The organism is Alteromonas sp. B31-7, from assembly GCF_015767655.1.
Lineage (GTDB): Bacteria > Pseudomonadota > Gammaproteobacteria > Enterobacterales > Alteromonadaceae > Alteromonas > Alteromonas australica.
In genome coordinates, this window is the sequence record NZ_CP065233.1 from 3,747,491 (window position 1) to 3,769,884 (window position 22,394).

General features: G+C 45.8%; 22 protein-coding genes. 1 reads left to right on the top strand and 21 read right to left on the bottom strand.

The genetic code is table 11. The features are described from left to right. Positions 1-7 precede the first annotated feature (7 nt). The 12 genes from IUA53_RS16375 to rplM all read right to left on the bottom strand — a co-directional run bounded on the left by IUA53_RS16375 (position 8) and on the right by rplM (position 12,067). A complete protein-coding gene (locus tag IUA53_RS16375; RefSeq protein ID WP_044446214.1) occupies positions 8-736 on the bottom strand; it encodes a spondin domain-containing protein in 729 nt (242 codons plus the stop codon). A gap of 123 nt (positions 737-859) precedes the next feature. Further along, a complete protein-coding gene (locus IUA53_RS16380; protein ID WP_172655497.1) occupies positions 860-1,315 on the bottom strand; it encodes a ClpXP protease specificity-enhancing factor in 456 nt (151 codons plus the stop codon). Next, positions 1,312-1,944: a stringent starvation protein SspA gene (gene sspA, locus IUA53_RS16385; protein WP_044056081.1), complete on the bottom strand. Its 633-nt coding sequence runs from the start codon at positions 1,942-1,944 to the stop codon at positions 1,312-1,314. The genes IUA53_RS16380 and sspA overlap by 4 nt, the downstream gene beginning before the upstream one ends. 111 nt (positions 1,945-2,055) lie before the next feature. Next, positions 2,056-2,790 (bottom strand): cytochrome c1, encoded by a 735-nt coding sequence (locus tag IUA53_RS16390; RefSeq protein WP_044056080.1) that lies wholly within the window; start codon positions 2,788-2,790, stop codon positions 2,056-2,058. Next, positions 2,787-4,052, bottom strand: coding sequence for a cytochrome b (locus tag IUA53_RS16395; protein WP_044056079.1), 1,266 nt, complete (start codon positions 4,050-4,052; stop codon positions 2,787-2,789). The genes IUA53_RS16390 and IUA53_RS16395 overlap by 4 nt, the downstream gene beginning before the upstream one ends. A gap of 1 nt (position 4,053) precedes the next feature. Beyond that, positions 4,054-4,686, bottom strand: a complete 633-nt coding sequence (gene petA / locus IUA53_RS16400) for a ubiquinol-cytochrome c reductase iron-sulfur subunit (protein WP_044056078.1) — start codon at positions 4,684-4,686, stop codon at positions 4,054-4,056. A 403-nt stretch (positions 4,687-5,089) separates the two neighbouring features. Next, complete coding sequence (locus tag IUA53_RS16405) at positions 5,090-6,268, bottom strand: M14 family metallopeptidase (RefSeq protein ID WP_196897445.1); 1,179 nt, start codon at positions 6,266-6,268, stop codon at positions 5,090-5,092. 75 nt (positions 6,269-6,343) lie between these two features. Continuing rightward, positions 6,344-9,481 (bottom strand): TonB-dependent receptor, encoded by a 3,138-nt coding sequence (locus IUA53_RS16410; protein WP_196897446.1) that lies wholly within the window; start codon positions 9,479-9,481, stop codon positions 6,344-6,346. A gap of 66 nt (positions 9,482-9,547) precedes the next feature. Then, positions 9,548-10,537 carry a FecR family protein gene (locus tag IUA53_RS16415; RefSeq protein WP_044446210.1) on the bottom strand — a complete coding sequence of 330 codons (990 nt, stop codon included), beginning with the start codon at positions 10,535-10,537 and terminating at the stop codon, positions 9,548-9,550. Then, positions 10,537-11,100 carry an RNA polymerase sigma factor gene (locus IUA53_RS16420; protein ID WP_052806585.1) on the bottom strand — a complete coding sequence of 188 codons (564 nt, stop codon included), beginning with the start codon at positions 11,098-11,100 and terminating at the stop codon, positions 10,537-10,539. Before IUA53_RS16420 ends, IUA53_RS16415 begins: the two co-directional genes overlap by 1 nt. 133 nt (positions 11,101-11,233) lie before the next feature. Further along, complete coding sequence (gene rpsI, locus IUA53_RS16425) at positions 11,234-11,626, bottom strand: 30S ribosomal protein S9 (protein ID WP_044056073.1); 393 nt, start codon at positions 11,624-11,626, stop codon at positions 11,234-11,236. 12 nt (positions 11,627-11,638) lie between these two features. Beyond that, entirely contained in the window at positions 11,639-12,067 is a 429-nt protein-coding gene (gene rplM / locus IUA53_RS16430; protein ID WP_044056072.1) for a 50S ribosomal protein L13, read from the bottom strand. Positions 12,068-12,413: 346 nt separating this feature from the next. On the opposite strand from rplM, the gene IUA53_RS16435 reads away from it, so the two are divergent. Continuing rightward, the gene (locus tag IUA53_RS16435) at positions 12,414-13,046 is read left to right on the top strand and encodes a tetratricopeptide repeat protein (RefSeq protein ID WP_044449301.1); all 633 of its coding nucleotides are present in this window, start codon (positions 12,414-12,416) and stop codon (positions 13,044-13,046) included. A gap of 12 nt (positions 13,047-13,058) precedes the next feature. Here IUA53_RS16435 and mazG read toward each other — a convergent pair whose 3' ends face one another. The 9 genes from mazG to dsbC form a co-directional block, all read right to left on the bottom strand. Next, positions 13,059-13,895, bottom strand: coding sequence for a nucleoside triphosphate pyrophosphohydrolase (gene mazG, locus IUA53_RS16440; RefSeq protein ID WP_196897447.1), 837 nt, complete (start codon positions 13,893-13,895; stop codon positions 13,059-13,061). Next, a complete protein-coding gene (relA, locus tag IUA53_RS16445; RefSeq protein ID WP_196897448.1) occupies positions 13,873-16,056 on the bottom strand; it encodes a GTP diphosphokinase in 2,184 nt (727 codons plus the stop codon). Before relA ends, mazG begins: the two co-directional genes overlap by 23 nt. Before the next feature lie 5 nt (positions 16,057-16,061). After that, the gene (gene rlmD / locus IUA53_RS16450) at positions 16,062-17,402 is read right to left on the bottom strand and encodes a 23S rRNA (uracil(1939)-C(5))-methyltransferase RlmD (RefSeq protein WP_052806584.1); all 1,341 of its coding nucleotides are present in this window, start codon (positions 17,400-17,402) and stop codon (positions 16,062-16,064) included. A 17-nt stretch (positions 17,403-17,419) separates the two neighbouring features. Continuing rightward, the gene (acpS, locus tag IUA53_RS16455) at positions 17,420-17,797 is read right to left on the bottom strand and encodes a holo-ACP synthase (protein ID WP_044056069.1); all 378 of its coding nucleotides are present in this window, start codon (positions 17,795-17,797) and stop codon (positions 17,420-17,422) included. Between the two features lie 26 nt (positions 17,798-17,823). Next, entirely contained in the window at positions 17,824-18,561 is a 738-nt protein-coding gene (pdxJ, locus tag IUA53_RS16460; RefSeq protein ID WP_044058715.1) for a pyridoxine 5'-phosphate synthase, read from the bottom strand. 155 nt (positions 18,562-18,716) lie between these two features. Further along, positions 18,717-19,430 (bottom strand): DNA repair protein RecO, encoded by a 714-nt coding sequence (gene recO / locus IUA53_RS16465; protein WP_196897449.1) that lies wholly within the window; start codon positions 19,428-19,430, stop codon positions 18,717-18,719. Positions 19,431-19,470: 40 nt separating this feature from the next. Further along, positions 19,471-19,746 carry a hypothetical protein gene (locus IUA53_RS16470; RefSeq protein WP_196897450.1) on the bottom strand — a complete coding sequence of 92 codons (276 nt, stop codon included), beginning with the start codon at positions 19,744-19,746 and terminating at the stop codon, positions 19,471-19,473. A gap of 6 nt (positions 19,747-19,752) precedes the next feature. Continuing rightward, a complete protein-coding gene (recJ, locus tag IUA53_RS16475; RefSeq protein WP_052364266.1) occupies positions 19,753-21,507 on the bottom strand; it encodes a single-stranded-DNA-specific exonuclease RecJ in 1,755 nt (584 codons plus the stop codon). 135 nt (positions 21,508-21,642) lie between these two features. Further along, complete coding sequence (gene dsbC / locus IUA53_RS16480; RefSeq protein WP_231401177.1) at positions 21,643-22,353, bottom strand: bifunctional protein-disulfide isomerase/oxidoreductase DsbC; 711 nt, start codon at positions 22,351-22,353, stop codon at positions 21,643-21,645. Between the last annotated feature and the right edge of the window lie 41 nt (positions 22,354-22,394).

A 22,394-nucleotide genomic window follows, 5' to 3' on the forward strand; every position in this document is an offset into this window, starting at 1 on the left:
CCCCAGCTTACTCGCTAATAACAACTGTCACTTTCGCTACCGGGTTCAGCCAGCGTTGCACGGTATTGTCCACATCACTTAGCCCCCCCATCCCTTCGTCGTCCCCAATATTGCCAGGGTGAATATGGACGTTGGCGTTAGATATCGTTGCTGCCACACCGGTACCATTGTTACCCACCAGATCTTCTAATGGCGGAGGAACCGGTAAACCAGCCTCGCCCGGTGCACCGCTACCGCGAATTTCATCATTGGCTTCTGTGCCAGCGTCATAGGCGTTAAGGTATAGAGTGTAAGTGCCCGCTTCTTCGGGAATAGTCCAGTTATCTAAGCCAATAAAACCATCGTTAGTTGGTAACATCATTGCGACAATGCTAAGTACATCGTTACCTTCATCGGTGCTTAAACTTGCAGTGGTGCTCATTGCGGGAGCTAATAGGCCTTCTGCCGGGTTAGATACATTGTTGGCAGATAGCGCCTCAGTGGACGCCGCTAACCCGCTGATATCTCCGCCCTCAGCCATAGCTTGTAACTCAGTGGTGGCGGTTTCGCCTAACTCAAATAAACTAGCATCACTGCTGTGAGCCGAAATTAAAATAGGCGTAAAATAAATACCTTGCGTCAGGTTTTGCACCGTGACATCTAACTCAGCACTATGTGCTAAACCAGAAGCGGCTAACAGTCCGGTTGCTAATACGGTTTGACGAAAACGGAAACCATTTGAATTGAAACGTAACATTGCTTTTTCCTTCTTTGTTGTTAAAGCTCGAAGGAAATATTGGCGGGAATTTATCGCAAAACTATCACAAAAAAGTCACGATAAGCTGACTTTCTGCAAGAACGCAGAAAGTCAGTGAAGGAATTACTTAATAATCTTAAGCGTAGGCTTACCTTTTTTAGGTGGCACTGGCGCATCTGAATTATCAGGCGTTTCTGTCTCATCAAGAGAGGCTGGGCCTTGAGGCTGAGAAGGCGTAGACTCTGTGTTCTTCGCCATTTCTTCTTCTGTAGTAAATACAGTGCCTGCACCGTTTTCACGGGCGTAAATTGCCATTACGGCATGACAAGGCATACTTAAACGCCGAGGTTGACCACCAAAACGCGCTTGAAATGAAATGCCGTCCAAATCGAGCATAAAATTAACGCAGGCGCTAGGCGAGACGTTAAGCACTATTTGGCCGTCTTTCACAAACTCTTGTGGCACATCAACCAATTCATTCGTTGCATCAACAACAATGTATGGCGTTAAATCGTTGTCCACTATCCACTCGTAAAAGGCCCTTAGTAAATAGGGCTGATTCGAAGTCATGGATGTCATAGTGGGTTATGGATCTCTCGTTCCTGGTCAGTTAATGACGCTTTAAACGAACTGCGTGAGAAAATGCGGTTCATGTAGGCGTTAATTTCTTTGCTGCCAGCACCGTTTAGCTCAATACCTAATGCCGGTAAACGCCACAATAGCGGAGCAAGATAACAATCAACCAAACTAAACTCTTCGCTCATGAAGTAAGGCATTTCACCAAATACAGGTGCAAGCGCGAGTAAAGCTTCGCGTAAATCATTACGTGCTGACTCAACATCACCTTCTCCACGGAAAATCCGTGCAGCAAGTGAATACCAATCTTGTTCAATGCGGTGCATCATAAGACGACTTTGACCACGTGAAACTGGGTATACCGGCATCAATGGCGGATGCGGAAAACGCTCATCAAGATATTCCATGATGATATGCGAGTTATAGAGCACCAGTTCGCGGTCAACAAGAGTTGGAACAGTACCGTAAGGGTTTAGCTCCAGCAGATCTTCTGGCAGGTTGCTAGGATCTGTGTAGCTGATTTCAACACCCACACCTTTTTCTGCCAACACAATTCGTGCCTGATGGCTATAAATATCAATTGTGTCAGAGAACAACGTCATAATAGAACGTTTATTCGCGGCTACGGCCATTCATTTTCCTCCGTCGAGAAATGAGTTATGCCCTTAAGATAAGGACGAATTTTAAATGCCAAAAAAGGGGGCGAGACGCCCCCTTTCCTATTATACATAATTCTTGGAGAATTAGTGTACTTCTCGCCAGTATTCTTTCTTCAATAAGTAAACAAAGACGAACAACACAGCGATAAAGGCAAGTACCCACTTACCTATTTTGTGAGACTCAAGTTTTGCTGGCTCACCGGTGTATTCCAAGAAGTTAACAATATCTGCAACCGCTTGGTCGTATTCACCCGGTGAAAGCGCGCCAGTACCATCTGATTTGATACCCACATAACGCTTAACCTTTTCACCATCAACCATATGTTCTTCGTAAGTACGGGTAGGCGTACCTTGAAGAGGTTGTAATACGTGTGGCATGCCCACTTCTGGGAAGACGGTGTTGTTTACACCGAACGGACGACTTTCATCAACATAGAAAGAACGTAGGTAAGTGTAAATCCAGTCTTCACCTCGAACACGAGCAACGAGTGTAAGGTCGGGTGGCGCAGCACCGAACCAACCAGCAGCAGCCTCTTCAGGCATAGCACGAGTGATATAGTCTGAGACTTTTTCACCCGTAAACTGCAAATACTTTTCACCCAGTTCGTCAGAAATACCTAAATCTTGGAACGAACGCTGATAGCGCTGATACTTCATTGAGTGGCAGCCCAAGCAATAGTTCATGAATAACTGAGCACCACGTTGCAACGACGCCTTGTCAGTTAAATCAATCGGCGCTTTATCCAAATGTACGCTTCCACCTGCAGCAACAGCTAAGCCCGGCAGGAAGAAGACTAAAAAGCACATCATTTTTTTCATTTAGGGATCCTCTCTGGCACAGGTTTAGTTTTTTCGTTTTTGCTGTACAAGAACAGTGCCACGAAGAAACCGAAGTACATTACCGTCGCAATTTGTGACGCAATGATTTTCCAGTTTTCTTGCGGTGTACCACCTAAGTAACCTAGGAAGATAAACACAATCGCAAAGACAATGAGATTTACCTTGTGTAGGCCACAACGATAGCGCCACGATTTAACGCGTCCACGGTCTAGCCAAGGCAGAGCAAATAGCGCTGCAATAGCACCAAACATAGCAAGAACACCAAATAGCTTATCTGGAACCGCTTTAAGGATGGCGTAGAATGGCGTGAAGTACCAAACAGGGAAAATATGCTCAGGCGTCTTCAGTGGGTTGGCAATTTCAAAGTTAGGGTGTTCTAGGAATTTACCGCCCATTTCAGGGGCAAAGAACAACACATAAGTGAACAATGCTAAGAACACACAGAAGGCAACAAGGTCTTTCAACACAATGTGCGGGAAGAACGGCAATACGTCATCAGCAATGTCGTACTTGCTTGTGTAATACTCGTGAATTTCATATTTAGTCTTCTCAGACTCAGGCAGCGAGCCTTTCTTATGCTTAATCGCAATACCGTCTGGGTTATTAGAACCCACTTCGTGAAGTGCGATGATGTGAAGGAAGACAAGAATAACGATAACCAGTGGCAACGCAATCACGTGTAATGCGAAGAAACGGTTAAGGGTAGCGCCAGAGATAACATAGTCACCCTGAAGCCAAATAACAAGGTCAGGCCCGACAACAGGAATAGCACCAAACAGTGATACGATTACCTGTGCACCCCAGTAAGACATTTGTCCCCAAGGTAGTACATAACCCATGAAAGCTTCTGCCATAAGCGCTAGGTAAATAAACATACCAAACACCCATAGAAGCTCACGAGGCTTCTGGTAAGAGCCGTAAATCATGCCACGGAACATGTGAAGATATACCACAATAAAGAACGCTGACGCGCCAGTACTGTGCATATAGCGAATAATCCAACCGTAGTCGATTTCACGCATGATGTATTCAACAGAAGCAAAGGCGCCTTCTGAAGAGGGAACGAAATTCATGGTTAGCCAAATACCAGTAACAATTTGGTTCACCAGAACAATCGTGGCTAGGAATCCGAATACGTACCAAAAGTTCATGTTTTTTGGCGCCGGATATTGAAGCGCGTGCATGTTGGCTACGCGCATCATTGGGATGCGTTCTTCAATCCAACCTAGGAAAGCGTTCATATTATGCAACCTCCGCTTCTGAGCCGATGATAATGGTGGTGTCATCAACGAACTGATAAGGCGGTACAACTAGGTTTAATGGAGCAGGTACGTTTTGAAAAACGCGCCCAGCCATATCGAACTTAGAACCGTGACACGGACAGAAGAAGCCATCTGGTACACCTTCAACCACTTCTTCGAATGCGCCATCTTTAAGATGCTGAGGAGAACACCCTAAGTGCGTACAGATACCCACCAAAATTAGGTACTCTTCTTTCATCGAACGGAAACGATTTTGAGCAAAAGTAGGTTGCTGCTCGGCTTCAGAGTTAGGATCTTTAAGTTTATCTTCGTGCGTACCAAGCTCTTCTAAAATCGCTGGCGTACGACGTACAATCCATACTGGTTTGCTTCGCCACATTACACGTACAAGTTGTCCAGGCTCAATCCCGCTGATATCAACTTCAACGTCAGCACCAGCAGCTTTCGCTTTGGCACTTGGATTCCAGGACGCAATAAAAGGCACAGCAGCACCGACAACACCCACACCACCAACGACCGACGTGGCAACGGTCAAGAACCGACGTCGAGTGTTGTTTTCTGGCTGGTTATCATTCTGTGCAGACTCTGTTGCATCTACAGATACATTGCTCATCCACATTTCTCCAGGTTTGGATATTTATGATGTGAAACACAAGCTTATACTGGTTTTATCATGCTTGTGTCGTGGCATCATATGGCTTGTCATGAAAGCAACTTAGGGGCATTTTTTGACGCGCCTAAGAATTCACGAGATTTTACTAAATTTTCGACCGCAAATGATAAAAGAAAAGCCCTTATAAACACAAGGTTTTACTGATATTTAAGCAATAATTTAATATGCGCCGTGAGTAAAGAATTAGCGAGGGATTGGAACAAAATCAAGAATTTGAGCAAAATTAGCCCAAATTCTTGTTAATTATTAAATCATTGTTATTTGCAGCTACGACTCAAATTCACCGAAAAGCGCGTTTTTATTTCATTGAGCAAGCCGCTTGAATGCTGTGCGTTGGTCATCGTTAACAGCTTTCTGCCGGGCAGGTGTTAAGTACAAAATCTTCAACCTTAGTATCAAGCAGCACATCAATGAGCGTCTTTGCTGCATGGCGCGCAACATAGCGTGTTTTTACGTCGGGTTCATTATCGCCAACTTCGTAGGTCACTCCGTGTACGTTATAAACGTCTGCCATAAATTGCTTAAATACCCCCTTACCCGGCGATGTTCCAGGCTTATCCAGCACCTTGAACACACCTTTCGTTTTCTGCTGAAGATTATCTAGCCAAGACACCACCATAGTGGTGGGAGCGATGGATTCGGTTTGTGGGATAGTATAAAAAACATTATTGTGGGTGGAATGAAAATCCATTCCCATAACGATTTTGCCTCCAGCATCGGTAATCTTATCTAAGTAAGCTTTCACCGCCCGAGTTTCCGGTTGAGCAAATACATTCCAGTCGCGGTTCAAATCCTTATGCCCTAAATTGTGACGCCAATGGCCATGGTAAACGCCGTCGGGATTAATATTAGGTACCACCAATACATTAAAACGTGACAAAAAGGCCGAGGCGTTTTGGGTGGTCGTTAAGAATTCCTCCAAAAACGCAAACATGGCCACTGCGCCAGTCACTTCGGGTGGATGCTGTCGCCCTACAAATATCACCCACTCCTTATTACTCTCTTTGCTTAGTGTAAAGCCAGCTATATCCCGCCCCTCTATTGATTGACCCAAGGTGACTGGCTGAATAGCAAATTGCTTCGCCGCCTTTTCCATCCACGACGTATAGTCATCGTTCAATATGGGCTTTTGTGCCGCGATGTAAAGCGGTGTTGAGGTTGCTTCAAGGGTGATAGTCATACCATCTCCCTTTGTATCAAAAGGCAGATAAGACCAATGCTTTTTATCGCGACTAAACTTAGGTAGATAGCGCGGCGAAAAGCCATCGAAGCGTAACACGATGGCCACACTTTGAGGTTGCTTCGCGGTAACACTAAAGTAAAACCAAGGACTGGGATTAATAGGTTTATCCTCAGGCAAAAAAGTGAGTACATACTCTCCTGAATCATTCAAATGGCAACTATCCAAGCTTCCTGACACAAAATCAGCTGAGAAGGACACATCACTAAATTCACAAGCATTAGCCTTAGGTAACAGAAAGAGCGTAAAAACTGCACAAAGCAGTATTGAAAATCGAAACATAATATCTCCATTGGGTTGCCGCCCTTAACATTTCATTCGCGAAATGACATATCGCTAGGGCGGCGTGCGACTAAATTAAAACTTGTGATTTAGCGTGACATAGGTGTAACGTCCTAAGGAAGAATGCAAAGCACTGCTGTAACCGAATGTTTCATCAGTAAACGGTGGCGTTTCATCAGTGAGGTTTCTCATGCCAACGGTTAACTTAGTGCGGCCGCTAAATAGCGCATCTTCACTAAAGCGATAACTCACATAGGCATCTAATGTTGACCAATGATCGATAATATAATTAACCAAATCACCTTCATCGTTAGTGTAATTTAAGCTGGTATCTTCAACGTCGCTCACATATCGATATTTTAGCCCTGCACGCCACGCATCTTTTGCATAACCTAATGATAGATTTGCTCTCCACTTCGGCCGCTCATTTTGTCGGATTAAACTGCCACTTGTGCCTGATATAGATACTTGATCGCCCTCATACAATAACGCTTCGTTACCCGCATCTTGAGCCTCAAGCACCATGGCGGTAATAGCATCTGTACCTTGGTCAAACTTTGTTAAATTTGCAGCACTAAGTTTTACGGAAAAGTTGCCCATTTCTGTTTCAAATCGATAGTCCACACTGTAGTCAACACCCGAGATTTCTCTTGGTAACAAATTGGTGTAATCGTTTCGAATATAAACAATTTCATTGTTTTCGTCGCGGATCACATTTTCATATTCGCTTCCCTGACTGCGTAACAGCGCATCATATAAAATCAGAGTCTGACTACTCAAAATGCCTACGGTATTTTCTTGTTGAATCTCCCACCAATCCACAGTGAGAGTCAAATCTTTCATCGGCGTAAGTACAACACCAAAAGAGTAGTTTTCACTTTCTTCAGGGCTTAAACTATCGCTACCGTTCCTAAGTTCAAGGGTACCTCGGCTAGTCTGAGTGACAGGATCGCTGCGAGTATTCGAGCGCGCCACATCAACGGCCGTAGTTTGTGGCAAACCAGGCGCTTTAAAACCGCCAGAATATGCACCACGAATCATGGCGTTGTCATTCATCACCCATGCCATTGCCACCTTTGGTTTAAAAATGCTGCCCACATCAGAGAAGTCCTCATAACGACCGGCAATCTGCAGATTCAAGCTTTCAATAAATGGTTTGTCGACAATCAAAGGGACTGCAAATTCGGCAAATGCAGACACGACGTTTCGACTTCCACTGGCATCAGGGGTAGGGCTACTCCCCAATACTTGGCTAGCAATCTCTGTTGAGGTACCTCCTACTAGGTCACTAAAGTACAAAGTCCCATTTAGTGCATCGCTTCGTTTATCAAAAAAGCTTTCGTAGCGATATTCAACCCCAGCGGCAAAGCCCACTTCACCAGCTGGGAGGCTAAATAAGTCTGGGCGGGATATTTTTGCATCGATTGAGGCCAATTCTGTTTCAGATTCTCTTTCAATATCAATGGTAAAACTATCAATAACGCTTTGTGGCACCTCAGTATCGTCAGCCGTATTGGGATGTGTCAGACTAGCCCCACTAAATATGTTGTAAGCGGTGCTTTCATCCGTACTGTTTACTGCCTGTTGAAATAACGTGGTATTAATTCGGTTGGCGGAATCTAGCGTGTTTGCTTTCGAGTACAATACGGCTGAATCAAAATCCCAATCTCCTAGATAGCCTCGGGTGCCTGCAAGTAAACGATAACTGTAGTCGTCCACTTCAATATTCCGAGACCCCGTATCTATAGGGCGATAGCGACGTACCGTGACTTCCTCGCCAAACGGATTGTAAAAAGCGTCTGCGGCCACGGTAAAACGCTGCGCGGTCAAATTGCCTGATTGTTCACGAATACGTTTTGCGGTTGCAGAATAGTACAACCCCTCCGCGTACACCTCTATGTCATCGTTAATATAATGGTTAACAAGGGTATACAGGTTTAACCTATCCACTTCAGAGCTCAAGCTACGTTGTGAGTTCGAATCAAATCGCAAATCACGGGGTGTTGATCCTGATGATGCACACACGTCTTCATTAACTTCGGCACTGCAGTCTCCATAACTAGCCGGCTGTAAATGAAAAGTACCTAAGCTACCTGAGGAAAATTCTCCCCAAGGGGTAGTCGTGGTTCGATTATCGAGTTGCGTATCACCAATGAAATCAGTGTCTAGATCATCGAAATTACGTAAATCCGAACTTGCGGCATAATCACGTTCGCTGGCCATTACCATATCGCGGTGGTAGTAACCGCCACTAAAGGTGATATGAGTTTGGTCGTCATCAAACAACCAGCCCCCGGCTCCTGACAGGTTAATTTGATCTCGATTGGTTCCTTTGCTGCTGCCATATTGCGCTTGGACTTCACCGCCAGTGTATTTGTCGTCTAATACATAGTTCACTACGCCTGAAATAGCGTCTGTTCCATAAATGGCGGCAGCACCATCACGTAAAACTTCCACCCGCTTCACGCCTTTTACTGGCAGAGTATTTGAGTTTACTGTGGTGACAGGCACCAAATTTTCCGCTTGCGTACCTGGGTGTAAAACAAGGCGCCTACCGTTAAGTAGTGTGAGTGTATATCCTGTACCTATTCCTCTTAGATTAACCGAAGAAACATCGCCCCGTGCGTCGTTAACCCCGCCAACCACACGCTCGCTATTAAAATTTACTGCCCCCTGCTGCGGCAGTTCAGCCAAAATTTCAGCACCGCTACTTAGTCCTAACCCTTCAATGTCTTCTGCAGACATTGTTGTCACGGGCAAAGCTCCCGTATCTTGCATTCCACGAATATTCGACCCTGTCACTTGAATACGCTCTACGCTTGCTTCATTGGTCTGCAATTCACGGCTTCCACCGTCATCGGTTGTTGATAATGACTCGGTATTAGGGGCCGGTGAAGGTTGCTTTTTTATGGGCTTAACGATGTAGGTTCTTTTAGACGTTTTCTGAAAAGTGAAACCCGTATCTTTTAGTAGAAAAGAAAGTGCGTCTTGGACATCCATACTGCCAGATAATGAAGGTGATGACAGTTGCTGTATTCGCGGATCAGAAAACAGAATTTGAATGTCACTATGCTCTGCGAGAGAGAGTAGCGCGCTATCTAATGAAGTTGATTGAATAGAAATATTATTGATTTGCTGTGCGTGAGCGCTTGAACCTAATGCAAGCGCAACACACAAGGCCAATGCACTTGTTGTGTTTTTTGGCAACGTCATGGCTGCTCCTTTAGTATTGTATTGTGTTCCCTTTTAGTAATACGCAGCCCAAAATGAATTCCTCCGCTATTTTTTCACAACGGTGATATTTTCCTCACTTTTTTGCACATCAATAGGTAAGGTCGCTTCTAGCGCAGTAAGAATTGCATCGCCTTCAGACAGTTTAAAAACACCGCTAATTCGCAAGCTAGAAACCTCTTCGTCAACCACGATTTTCTTTGTTCTATAGCGGTTAAAACTCTCTATAATTTTATCTAGACGCTCGTCATCAAAACGAAGGTACCCTGAGCGCCAGCTTTGTGCTTTATCCACGACATCTTTATTTTGTTTTGCAATCAGCGCATTATTGTGATTAAAGGTGGCCATTGCACCGGCTTCGAGCAAGACGGGTTCGGGCTTCACCTCAGGGTTAGCAGCGTTCCTTGACGTTGCTTCCTCAATAGCGACAATGCCCTCAGCCACGGCGATATCAAAACCACTGTCGGATAACTTAACATTAAATTTAGTGCCAACCACGCGAATGATTTTCTCTCCCGTATGAATAAGAAAAGGCCGTGCGGGTGCTTTAGCAATATCAAAAAATGCCTCACCTTTAAGTAACCATAACTCCCGAGCTTGCGCGCTGAAGGTTACAGTGACAGCGGTATCCGTGTTGAGCGTTATAGTAGAACCATCGGATAAACCTACGTTGCTTACCTCGCCAATTGCCGTGGCATAATGTTGTGACGGCGACGCTACACTCGGTTCACCTTGAAGGCTATGGTGCAGATAAAGCGTTAAACAAAACAACGCGACTACAATGGAAGCTGCCATATAACGTATGTGGTAGAAACGCCCCTCTAATTTTTCTCTCCATCCTATGTTCATAGGCAAAGCGCTGGCTGCATCCCACACTTTTATCGCTTCATCGAAGGCCGATTGATGCCTTTCACTCTCATTGCACCAAGCGAGAATATCCTGTTCCTCTTTGGCGGTTAGTTCGCCCGAATACAAGCGAACGACATAATTGCTCGCTGTCTGATTAATTTTACTTTGCGTATTGGCATCCGATGTCATTAATCACAAACCTTATTTCTTATGGCAGTAAGCGCTGCCGCAATATATTTTTCAACAGTACTGACAGAAACACCCAGTATGTCACTGATCTCTCTGTAGGGCTTCCCTTCAACACGACACAATACAAAAGCTGATTTATGGTAGGGATTCATTGTATCTAACACCTGTTGCACTTCGGAGAGTTTTTCGGCAATACCCGCTTGTTTTTCTGGCTCATTTTCCCAGTGCGTTGAGTGGGTATCGGAGTAACTTTCGTGAGCGTCCCTTGCGCGTACTTTAGCTCTGCGTTCTCTGTCGATAATCAGGTTAGTCACAACGGTAAATAAAAAACCCTTAAACGTATCTTGCCGCTGTTCGGTTTTTTCTACCAAGCCTTCCATTGAAAATAGCTTGGTATACATTTCTTGTAGGATATCTTCCACTTCCGCATTACTTGCGCGAGCACGCACACGAATAAAACGCCGCAACGCGCCTTCGTGTTCACTTATAAGGTCATAGAGCGCCCCATCGCTTTGAGCATGTTGTGGCGGTTTCGATTGTGTATTCAAATAAACAACTTTCACGCGTTCTCTTATTATTTCTTAGACCTTACTGTTAATACGCACACCAGAATCAAACCCTCCAACATTTTTGCTTTTTTTCAGGCAATAAAAAACCCGGCATAAGCCGGGTTTTTGCAATACAAAAAGCGGAAAATTAACGCTTTGAGAATTGTGGACGCTTACGCGCTTTGTGAAGACCCACTTTCTTACGTTCAACGCGACGTGCGTCACGAGTAACGAAGCCAGCTTTACGAAGTGCTGGACGTAGTGCTTCATCATACTCCATAAGAGCACGCGTGATACCGTGACGGATTGCACCCGCTTGACCGTTAGAACCACCACCTTTAACAGTGATGTAAAGGTCGAACTTCTCAGTCATTTCAACAAGTTCAAGTGGCTGACGAACAACCATGCACTCTGTTTCACGACCAAAGTACTCGTCTAGAGCGCGTTGGTTTACTTTAATGCTACCTGTGCCTGGACGTAGGAACACACGAGCAGTAGAACTTTTGCGGCGGCCTGTGCCGTAGTATTGTGTATCTGCCATGTTAATAGCTCCTTAAATGTCCAAAACTTGTGGTTGCTGTGCTGCGTGCGAATGTTCTGCACCAGCGTAAACTTTCATTTTACGGAACATTGCACGGCCTAGAGGACCTTTTGGCAACATGCCTTTAACTGCTTTTTCAAGAACCATTTCAGGCTTGTGAGCAATTAGTTTTTCAAAGTTTGTCTCTTTAAGACCACCTGGGTAACCAGAGTGCGCATAGTACATTTTGTTTTGCGCTTTACGGCCTGTTACCGCTACTTTTTCAGCATTGATTACGATGATGTAATCACCAGTGTCCACGTGAGGCGTGTACTCTGGCTTGTGCTTGCCACGAAGGCGTAGTGCGATTTCAGAAGCCAAACGGCCTAGAGTTTTGTCTGTGGCGTCTACCACATACCAGTCACGTTGTACCGTTTCTGGCTTAGCAACAAAAGTTTTCATTTTCAAATTCACCCGAATAATATCGTCGTTACTGATTTCTGAACACCAGAAATCACCTTAAAATCAACACAAAGACCCCTTCGAGCCGGCCGATTCTTCCACCTTCCCAAAGGTGGGCGTAACTGGGCAGGGCGCGAATTATACAGGAATTGGGGGAAATGCGAACCCCAATTTAGAAAAAAGTTGCGTAAAATTCGTGCATAAGTCAGTTATTCCCAACCAATGAAGTGCATTCTCTTTTTCTCTAAATAAATCTTGGGTGAATTCCTACTTGCCAACGCCTATGCGTTAAGAGTACCTTTTGCCGCTAATTTTTCGCCCACATAATAATAAATGGCTTATCACTATGCTTAAACGATTACTTATCGCCTCCACTTTTTTACTATTTAGTACTGCCCTATACGCCAACCCAAACGGCTTAGCATCCATCCAACAAACATGGGACGAAATCACCTACACGGTGCCAAAAGAGGCGCAATTTCGCCAATTCCTAACGTTAATTGACACGGCCAGTCAGTACGCTGAAGACGCTAACCATAGCCCTGAATCTCTGATATGGCTGGCTGTCTCTCAATCCGGCGCAGCTAGAGCCAAAGGCGGCCTTGACGCATTAGATCTTGCCAAACAAGCGAAGGAAAATTTAGAACGCGCCATCGCGGCCGATAAAACGGCATTAGAGGGCGCAGGCTTGGGTATTCTCGCTTCTTTGTACCATAAGGTACCGGGCTGGCCTGTGGGATTTGGCAGCGACAAAAAAGCCCGGAAACTGTTTAAAGAAGCCCTTGAAGTTAACCCCAATGGGCTAGATTCTAATTACTTTTATGCGGAATTTTTATTTGATGAAAAAGACTACGATGAGGCCGCGCAGTATTTAGAGAAAGCCAAACAAGCGCCGGGTAAGCAAGGACGCCCCCTTGCCACGAAAGCAAGACAACAAGACATTGTCGAGCTTGAGGCTAAACTAAAAGAAAAGCGTTAAGTCAGTTTCCCCTTAACCCTTGCCCTTTGATGCCGCTTTCACCTGTTGCCAAAGGGCTTCCATTTCGTTAAGTGACAAGGCAGATAGTGTTTTTTGTTGCTGCGCCGCCGCGTTCTCCACCCCGTTAAACCTATCAATAAACTTATGGCTCGCTTTTCGAAGGGCGGTGTCTGCGTCTACCTGGCAGTGCCGTGCAAGGTTTACCATGGCAAACAATGCATCTCCAATTTCTTCTTCAATAGCTTCTTGATTAGGTGAAGGTGCTTCAACTTCCTGTTGAATTTCATCTACTTCCTCGCGTACCTTAGCTAATACAGGTAGCGTATCTGGCCAGTCGAATCCCACCTTTGCACACGCTTTTTGTAACTTTTGTGCAAACATTAGGGCAGGTAACCCTCTTGGCACAGCATCAAGTAAAGAGGGCTCCCGTTCTTGCCCTTGCTTTCCTTTTTTTTCTTCGGCCTTAATACGTGCCCATTGCTCACTTAAGTCTTCATCGCTAAGTACCGCGCCGGTTTCATCACCAAATACGTGGGGGTGCCTACGAATTAATTTTTCACATAGCGTATTAGCTACATCGTCAAAATGAAATAAGCCATCTTCATCGGCAAGCTGGGCGTAAAACACCACTTGAAAAAGCAAGTCGCCTAACTCATCACGGATATCCGCAGCATTACCTGAGGCAATCGCATCGGCGACTTCATAGGCCTCTTCTATTGTGTAACGGGTTAAGCTTGCCATGGTTTGCTTAACGTCCCACGGACACCCATGCTCAGGGTGTCGCAGTTGCGCCATAATAGAAAGAAGGCGGGAGACGTTGGCTAGCTTAAAACTGTTTTCGTCTTGCATCGGTTACACCACTTAACTGCCTGAGTCGAGAAAGCACTTTTGATAGGGTATCCCTGTCTTGCACTTCTACGGAAATAGTAATAAGCGCCGTTTGCCTATGTTTATCACTTAAACTGTTTACACCCAGTAATGGCACATTTTCATTCGCAAGCACTGTGGTAATGTCGCGTAATAATCCGGTTCGGTCATGACAGAAAATATCAATGGAGGTTTCAAACCCAACATTGATGGCGTCAGACCAATTCACTTCAATTTGCCGTTCAGGATGCTGTTGTAGCAGATGCCCTAATTGTTCACATCCCTCTTTGTGCACACTCACGCCGCGCCCTTGAGTGATATAGCCCATAATAGGTTCACCCGGTACCGGCTTGCAGCAATTTGCTAACTGACTCATAAGGTGGCCAACGCCCTGAACGACCACAGCATCTTTTTTGCCAGCCCCTCGCGCAACTTTGCGGGTTTTTACTTTCGGGCTAATTTCAGGCGCTTCTTGCTCGGGCTCTTGTAAGTGATGCAGGAAATTAATAACCTGCATCACCCGAACATCACCAGCACCAATGGCGGTGTAGAGGTCTTCTACTGTTTGCAGATTAAATTTCTCACAGGCTTCCTGAGGTATTTTTTGTGGTAGGTGCGCGCGCTGCACTTCACGCTCTAACAACTCTCTACCCGCCGCTTGGTTTTTATCTCTGTCTTGCTTTTTAAAGTAGGTGTGTATGGTAGCCCGCGCCCGTGACGAATGGACATACCCTAATCCAGGATGCATCCAATCTCGGCTGGGGTTCAACGCTTTACCAGTAAGCACTTCAATTTGGTCGCCGCTGTGCAACTGATAGGTAAAAGGAACAATTCGTCCATTCACTTTTGCGCCTATACATCTATGCCCAACATTACTGTGGATGTAGTAAGCAAAATCAAGAGGGGTAGCGCCTTGCGGCAAGTCTACAACGTCTCCTTTTGGCGTGAACACATAGACACGGTCATCGAAAACTTGACTGCGTAATTCTTCAACTAAGTCACCGGATTCGGCCACTTCTTCTTGCCAAGCGAGTATTCGACGTAGCCAGTTTATTCGTTCATCATAACCCGATTGCTTACCTGTACTGCCCTCTTTGTATTTCCAGTGAGCAGCCACACCAAGTTCGGCATCCTGATGCATTTTCTGGGTGCGAATTTGAATTTCTACTGGCTTGCCCTCTGGCCCCACAATCACAGTATGTATCGATTGGTATCCGTTGGCTTTAGGCGTGGCAATGTAATCATCAAATTCGTTAGGCAGATGCTTGAAGCTGGCATGCACGGTGCCGAGTGCGGCATAACAATCTTGCAATCGCTCGGCAATAATTCGTACCGCGCGAATATCGAAAAGCTGCTCAAACGTCAGCCTTTTTTTCTGCATTTTTTTCCAGATACTGTAAATGTGCTTTGGCCGTCCATACACATCAGCACGGATATTTTCAGTATTAAGAATATGTTGTAAGTCATCAACAATGGCATCTATGTATTCTGCGCGGGCTTTACGCTTGCCATCTAGTTGTTTAGCTATTTGCTTGTAAGTGTCTGGATGTAAGTATCTAAACGCAAGATCTTCTAGCTCCCACTTTAACTGCCCTATCCCAAGACGGTTTGCTAACGGGGCATAAATACTGGCGCATTCCCGTGCCACCATGACGCGAGTTTCTTCATCCGCTTTTTTGACTTGCTGAAGCGCGCATATACGTTCAGCCATTTTAATCACGACGGCTCTCACATCTTCCACCATCGCCAATAACATACGGCGAATACTGTCTATGTGTTGCTCATCTGACTTTTCGTTAAAAGAAGAGCCGCTAATTTTACGAGCATGAAGAGACTTAATGGCGTCCATCCGCCTAACGCCAACCACGAGATCGCGAATTTCTTCGCCAAACTCTTGGGCAATATCATTCTCCGATAAGGCGTGTTGCTCACAATAAGGAAAGATAAGGGCAGCCTGAAGCGTCACATCGTCCATGTTTAGCTGACACAATATCTCAACCATTTCTTGGCCAACTAACAATCGCTCAGGTATGGAGGATACATGATGAAGTTTTTCTTTGGTTTCTTCACTCAATGACAGGCTGTCCAGCCAAACCTCAAAGGGAGGGCGCTCTGCGGCGTGAACTTTTCTTGTAGATACCATAACCGTTACTCGTTGTTTTCCTGGCGTGTAAAGAGTGCCATCATTTCCATATGCTGGGTGTATGGAAACATTTCAATTACACCGGCCTTCTTCATTTTATAACCTTGCTCTAGCAATACACGTGCATCGCGGGAAAATGTGCTGGGGTTGCAAGAAACATACACTATCGTGTTTGGTTTTGCTTTCGCGAGCGCGTGACAAACCGTCAATGCCCCTTCTCTAGACGGGTCAATCAACACTTTATCAAAGCCTGCGGCTAAGGCTTCGTACACCTGTTTTTCATCTGACAAATCTAAATGCAGATAGTCAATGTTTGTTATGCCCTGCGCAAGTGCATTTTCTTTTGCCCTTTGCACCATTTGGGCTACCCCTTCTACCGCTTGCACTTCTGCACCGCTTTTCGCAATGGGCAGGGTAAAGTTACCTAAACCGCAAAACCAATCTGCAATACGCTCGTGTGGCTGAGGCGATAACCACGCTAAGGCTTGGTGAATCATCTTTTGATTCACCAAAGGGTTAACCTGAACAAAGTCGTTGGGCCCAGGCATTAGATAGTAGCCATCTACCGTATGACACTTAAGGGGCGCCTGCAAATGGAGTGGCGTGATATGACCTTTTGCATCTTCAAGTAATACGTTAACCCGGTATTGTTGAGCAAAGTCTAACATCATATCGGTATAAGCTTTGGCCAAGCTCTGCGTGTGTTTTACTGTGACTTGTTCAACATTGTCGCCCGCTAAAACACTAACGTGCCCAAGCACGCGTTTATTATCATGACTTGCAAGCACCTTTTTAAGCGGCGCAATAAGTGCACTCAGTTCAGTTTGCAATATAGGACAATGTTGAATATCTATCACAGCATTGCCCGCTTTCTCGCGAAAGCCCATTTTCAGGGTATGGGGGTGGCGGGCGTCAATCGCAAAACGCGCTTTTCGTCGGTAGGCTGGGCGCGCGCCTGACAAAGGGGGTTGCCAAACCTCTGCATGCATATTCAGTTGGCGCATCAGCAATTGCTTTAAGGCATCATCGCGAAGAGCAAGTGCCGCTTCCGGCTCGATATGCTGGAGCTGACAGCCCCCACATGTATCTGCAACGTCACAAAATGGCGAAACTCGGTGTTCAGACCGGTTCTCAATATTCTGCGCCTGCCCTGCGATCAGTGATTTATTGCGTTTTGCGTGTTTGATTGTACAGCGTTCGTTAGGCAGAGCGCCGCTAACAAAATACAGGTTATCTCCCCGACCGACGCCTTGACCTTTCCAATCAAGGGCATCAATATCTATTGGAGAACTTGGCTGAGAATGCTTGTTCTTGTTTGTTTTTTTGGGTTTATAGAAGGTAACCACCTGTTACTCCATCACCTTTACATTTCTAATATTACGGTTGCAACCGCATAGTGCCGCTCATCAGAAATGCTGACAAAACTGCGGGTTATTCCTCTTTGCTCACAAAGCCGTTTTACTTCACCGCTTAGATGTAAAAAAGGGGCACCAAGTTCATTGTTTTTTACCTCAATATGCTGCCAACTCACCCCGTTACCAATACCGGTTCCCAAGGCTTTAACCATGGCTTCTTTCACGGCGAAACGTTTAGCAAGGTAGCGGCTTGGCATTTTACTTTCAGCAAAAATTGCCCATTCACTGGCGGTCAACACACGCCGCGCAAGACCTTCATTAGCTCCATCGCCTTTTTCAAAGCGTGAAAACTCAACAATATCTGTACCTAACCCCGCTATGGCCACACTTTACTCCGTTTTAAAATGACCCATTAAATGCCAGCTCGTGCTTCTAGCATCAATTTGCGCATGTCTGCTACTGCGGTGTGCAGTCCGTCGAATGCCGCCCTCGCAATAATGGCGTGCCCAATGTTTAGTTCTATCAACTGAGGTATTGCCGCAATTGGCTTCACGTTATGATAATGCAATCCATGCCCCGCGTTGACTTTCAATCCTAAGCTGTGCGCGTATTCAATGCCTTCTACTAAACGTGCTAGCTCTTCTTGTTGCTCGACTTCGCTGGGCGCCTCGGCATATTGCCCAGTGTGAATTTCAATATAAGGTGCCTTACAGGCCACCGCGGCGTCAATTTGCGCCTTATCGGCATCAATAAACAGCGATACTTGAATGCCTGCCTTCGCTAATCGTTTGCAGGCCGCTTTCATATTTTCCACGTTGCCAGCCACATCTAAGCCTCCTTCCGTGGTGAGCTCTGCCCGTTTTTCCGGAACCAGACAACAAAAAACAGGCTTTACCTCTTCAGCAATGGCCAGCATTTCATCGGTCACCGCCATTTCAAGATTAAGGCGAGTATTGATGGTTTGTGCGAGTAATCGTACATCTCTATCTTTAATATGACGGCGATCTTCTCTTAGGTGGACGGTAATGCCGTCTGCTCCTGCCCGCTCGGCAATATCCGCAGCATGGACTGGATCTGGGTAAGCTGTGCCTCGCGCATTTCGCAAGGTTGCAATGTGGTCAATATTAACGCCAAGAAGAATAGAGCTCATCAGTAAAACCTGTAATATTTCAAATTCATCAAATGTCGCGCCACCCGCTAAGCCATATGCAGGTAACAATAAAAGGAACGAGTGGGATAGTGTAACAAAGTTTCGCCAGCAAACTGGACAAAAAGCCGAGATTAAATAACCGTAACATGGCAAGGTTATTTGGGTTGTCGCAAAAATAACTCCCGACTTTTTAGCGGCTTATCCCCCAATAAGGTTTTCAAAAGTTCTCTAAACAACACCTTTGCCACTTTTTTACTTAACGGAGTATAAACATGCTCTGCTAAGTCGATAAGCGCTTGTCCGGGAAATGCTCGACTTCCCCCTTGCCCTTCAACCTGACGACAGAATCCATGTTCTGCTTGTAAGCGATAAAGATACTCTGGTTGAATAGGCGCTTCCCATTCTACATCGTAAGTGAAATCGGGCATTAGCCCCATTTCTTCTAACAGCGCGCGTTCAAATTGCCTGAGGGTCGTTTCAATGTTTCCCTCGGCGTCTTCTTCGTTTAGCCTTTGTAACGCCTCGGTATACGCTTGATAAAGCGGCTCACTGGCAAGCCCTGGCGGCATAATGCGGTTGGTTACCTCGTTAATATACATGGCACAAAACAAAGGGGTTTTTGTGAGTGGCAGATACGCCGCCGCGCTTTCAACACTGCGTAAGTTTTTTAACTCAGACTTCCCCGCTAATTGAACGTTAAGGGGCTGAAAAGGCTGCAAAAGGCTTTTACGGTCGGATTTGCTGTTTTTCACCCCTTTCGCTACGGCGCTGATTTTGCCTTCCTGAAGCGTAAAAAAATCGACAATGTAACTGGTTTCCCGATAAGGTCGCCGGTGCAAAACGAAGGCGGTTAACCACTCATTGTTCATATTTTCGTCTCGATTATAGAATAATTGCTGTGGTGTTCTATTAACTGCGCTTAATACGCACCACTTTCATGGTTTCAAATTCAATGCCAGCCACATCCTCTACGTGACGGTAATAGGTAAGGTTAACCCTTGCCCCTTTCAAATTTTGGTATTGCTGCTTGCGTCGAAAAACAAACGGAACCTCAAGCCCCTCTAACATTAAGGTGTGTCGTACCCAGTCTCCATCTTCTCGCTGCACATGGGATATTACCTTTGCATTATCAGTTTGAATAAGCTGTTTGTGTTTATTAACCAACTTGTCTGATTCTGATTTCACGATGTTTTACCTGTTAGTGGCATTCTCTGCACGGGTCGACTCTGGCTCGCTGATCTGCTCAACAATGAGTTGCACCGACTCCTGCCCCCGAAATACGTTAACGTCAAGACGATAAGCAATGTGCACGCGAGAGACCGAAGCATTAGGCCAGGCTTTAAGATCTACATTAAATGCAATGGCATCTATTTCGCCTACGCTTTCATCCCGTAGTACTAATTTGAGGTGTTTCTCCCCCACCAGCCGCTGGCTCACCACGGTAAAATGACCATCAAACAACGGAGATTCAAACCCTTGCCCAAAGGGGCCTGCCTGTCTAAGTACATGGGCAAACGACAAACTGAGTTCATCTTTTGAGAGTGCACCATCGCTAAGTAAAACTTGATGACCTTCTAGCTTACTCATGTGCAATTGTGTGATTTCGACAAAAGCCTGCTGGAACGCCTCAAGGTTTTTTAAAGGCAAACTGAGCCCAGCTGCCATAGCGTGACCGCCAAATTTACTTATCACTTGAGGGTACTTGGTGTTGACCTCATCGAGTACGTCACGAATGTGGATGCCAGGAATGGAACGCGCCGAACCTTTAATCACGTCATCATCTTGATGCGCAAACGCAATCACAGGTTTTAGGTATTTTTCTTTTAGTCGCCCCGCCACAATCCCAATCACACCTTGATGGAAATCGGCCTGATATATCACAAGCGCGGCGGGAATATTACCTTCGTTAACATTGAGCTTTTCAAGCACTTGCTCGGCTTGTGCTTTCATGCCCGTTTCTATTTCTCGACGCTCTCGGTTAAGCGCATCTAACTCTGCGGCAATCATCCGCGCTTGCATAGCGTCTTCTTCCATCAAACACGCAATGCCTTGTGACATATCGTCTAATCTGCCCGCCGCATTTAATCTTGGTCCAATAACAAAACCCAAATCTGTTGATGTAAGATGCGCACTGTCGCGATTTGCTACATCAATCAAGGCGCGAATACCCGGTCTACATTGGCCAGCTCTAATACGTTGCAAGCCCTGATGGACGAGAATGCGGTTGTGTTTATCAAGGGGAACAACATCCGCTACCGTGCCCACCGCAACGATGTCTAGCAGTGAGGCTAAATTGGGAGCAGGCAGGCGCTGACTATCAAACCAACCTTGTTGCTGTAACTGCGATTTTAGTGCCAGCATGATGTAAAACGCCACGCCTACGCCAGCCAGGTTTTTGGACGGAAAGTGACAGCCTGGCTGGTTCGGATTCACTATGGCATCGGCATTAGGCAGGGTGTCGCCAGGTAAATGGTGGTCGGTAACTAACACTGAGATGCCAAGGCTCTTCGCATGCGCCACGCCCTCAACACAGGCAATGCCATTGTCCACCGTCATTATTGTTTCGGCGCCCTGCTGTTTAGCGACATCCACAATCGGTACACTCAGCCCGTAGCCAAAATCAAAACGATTCGGCACAAGGTAATCGACATTATCAAACCCCATCATACGCAGGGCTAACATGCACAAGGAGGTACTGGTAGCACCATCCGCATCGAAGTCGCCTACGATAATTAACCGTTTCCCAGAAACCACCGTTTCTGCTAGCAGCGTGGCAGCCTGATGCATACCCTTTAACTGATTGAAATGCGTTAAGCCCTTCAACGAATGCTCTAGCTCGTCAATACTATGCACATTTCGGCCGCGGTAAATACGGTTTAGAACTGGGTGTAAGTGGGGCGCAAGCGGCGTGGCCTCTACGTCTCGGCGCACGATTGGCAGTATCATAGTGTCATGTCTTCACAGCAAAATTATGGCTTATGATACCGAGGATAGTGTATGAGGTAAAATGCTGTCTGCGCCGCTTGATGGCGGCGCATCTATTGCTGATACTTTCAATATTGAAAGCATCAGCAATAAAAGCTAGTTAAGCTCTTGCAACGTTTGAGCAATAGCTTGTGCTGGCTGATAACCGGGAATGACCGAGCCGTCGGGAAGAATAATATTCGGCGTGCCATTCACACCGACTTTTTGACCCAACAGGTATTGCTCCGCCACTTTATTGTCGCAGCGTGCGCTTTTCACTTGATCCCCTGATTTGGCATCAGTTAGGGCCTTTTGAGGATTCTCTGCACACCAAACAGACACCATGTCGCCATAACTTTTGCCAGATAACCCTGCCCGTGGAAAGGCGAAATACTGAACGGTGATACCTAAATCGTTAAGTTCACCCATTTCGCGGTGAAGCTTTCGGCAATACCCACAGGTTATATCCGTAAATACCGTTATAACGTGTTTCTCATTTTTTGCTTTATACGTGATGGCAGAAGATTTCAGTTCAGCAATGCCTTGCAAGCGCATCTCACTCAGTGCCTCTTCTGTTTCGTTCTTCATGCCTTCATCAATATTGAAGATACGTCCATGCACTAAATATTGGCCATCCTTACTGACGTAATATAAGCCACGGTCGGTGGACACTTGAAGTAAGCCCTCTACTGGCGCATCTGCAATGGTATCCACTTCTAAACCGAGTAGCATTGTTAACTTCTCTTTTACCGCGGCTTCATCGTCGGCCTGTGAAAAAAAGCTCACACAAAGAAAAGCGAGAAGCATACAAGTTTTTACAAATTTCACTACGTTAACTCCAATTGCGCTGCGTTTTGCTAGCATAAACA

Coding starts and splice junctions, on each gene's coding strand:
- IUA53_RS16375 (WP_044446214.1), bottom strand. CDS start 736: ATGTTACGTTTCAATTCAAATGGTTTCCGTTTTCGTCAAACCGTATTA.
- IUA53_RS16380 (WP_172655497.1), bottom strand. CDS start 1,315: ATGACATCCATGACTTCGAATCAGCCCTATTTACTAAGGGCCTTTTAC.
- sspA (WP_044056081.1), bottom strand. CDS start 1,944: ATGGCCGTAGCCGCGAATAAACGTTCTATTATGACGTTGTTCTCTGAC.
- IUA53_RS16390 (WP_044056080.1), bottom strand. CDS start 2,790: ATGAAAAAAATGATGTGCTTTTTAGTCTTCTTCCTGCCGGGCTTAGCT.
- IUA53_RS16395 (WP_044056079.1), bottom strand. CDS start 4,052: ATGAACGCTTTCCTAGGTTGGATTGAAGAACGCATCCCAATGATGCGC.
- petA (WP_044056078.1), bottom strand. CDS start 4,686: ATGAGCAATGTATCTGTAGATGCAACAGAGTCTGCACAGAATGATAAC.
- IUA53_RS16405 (WP_196897445.1), bottom strand. CDS start 6,268: ATGTTTCGATTTTCAATACTGCTTTGTGCAGTTTTTACGCTCTTTCTG.
- IUA53_RS16410 (WP_196897446.1), bottom strand. CDS start 9,481: ATGACGTTGCCAAAAAACACAACAAGTGCATTGGCCTTGTGTGTTGCG.
- IUA53_RS16415 (WP_044446210.1), bottom strand. CDS start 10,537: ATGACATCGGATGCCAATACGCAAAGTAAAATTAATCAGACAGCGAGC.
- rpsI (WP_044056073.1), bottom strand. CDS start 11,626: ATGGCAGATACACAATACTACGGCACAGGCCGCCGCAAAAGTTCTACT.
- rplM (WP_044056072.1), bottom strand. CDS start 12,067: ATGAAAACTTTTGTTGCTAAGCCAGAAACGGTACAACGTGACTGGTAT.
- IUA53_RS16435 (WP_044449301.1), top strand. CDS start 12,414: ATGCTTAAACGATTACTTATCGCCTCCACTTTTTTACTATTTAGTACT.
- mazG (WP_196897447.1), bottom strand. CDS start 13,895: ATGCAAGACGAAAACAGTTTTAAGCTAGCCAACGTCTCCCGCCTTCTT.
- relA (WP_196897448.1), bottom strand. CDS start 16,056: ATGGTATCTACAAGAAAAGTTCACGCCGCAGAGCGCCCTCCCTTTGAG.
- pdxJ (WP_044058715.1), bottom strand. CDS start 18,561: ATGAGCTCTATTCTTCTTGGCGTTAATATTGACCACATTGCAACCTTG.
- recO (WP_196897449.1), bottom strand. CDS start 19,430: ATGAACAATGAGTGGTTAACCGCCTTCGTTTTGCACCGGCGACCTTAT.
- recJ (WP_052364266.1), bottom strand. CDS start 21,507: ATGATACTGCCAATCGTGCGCCGAGACGTAGAGGCCACGCCGCTTGCG.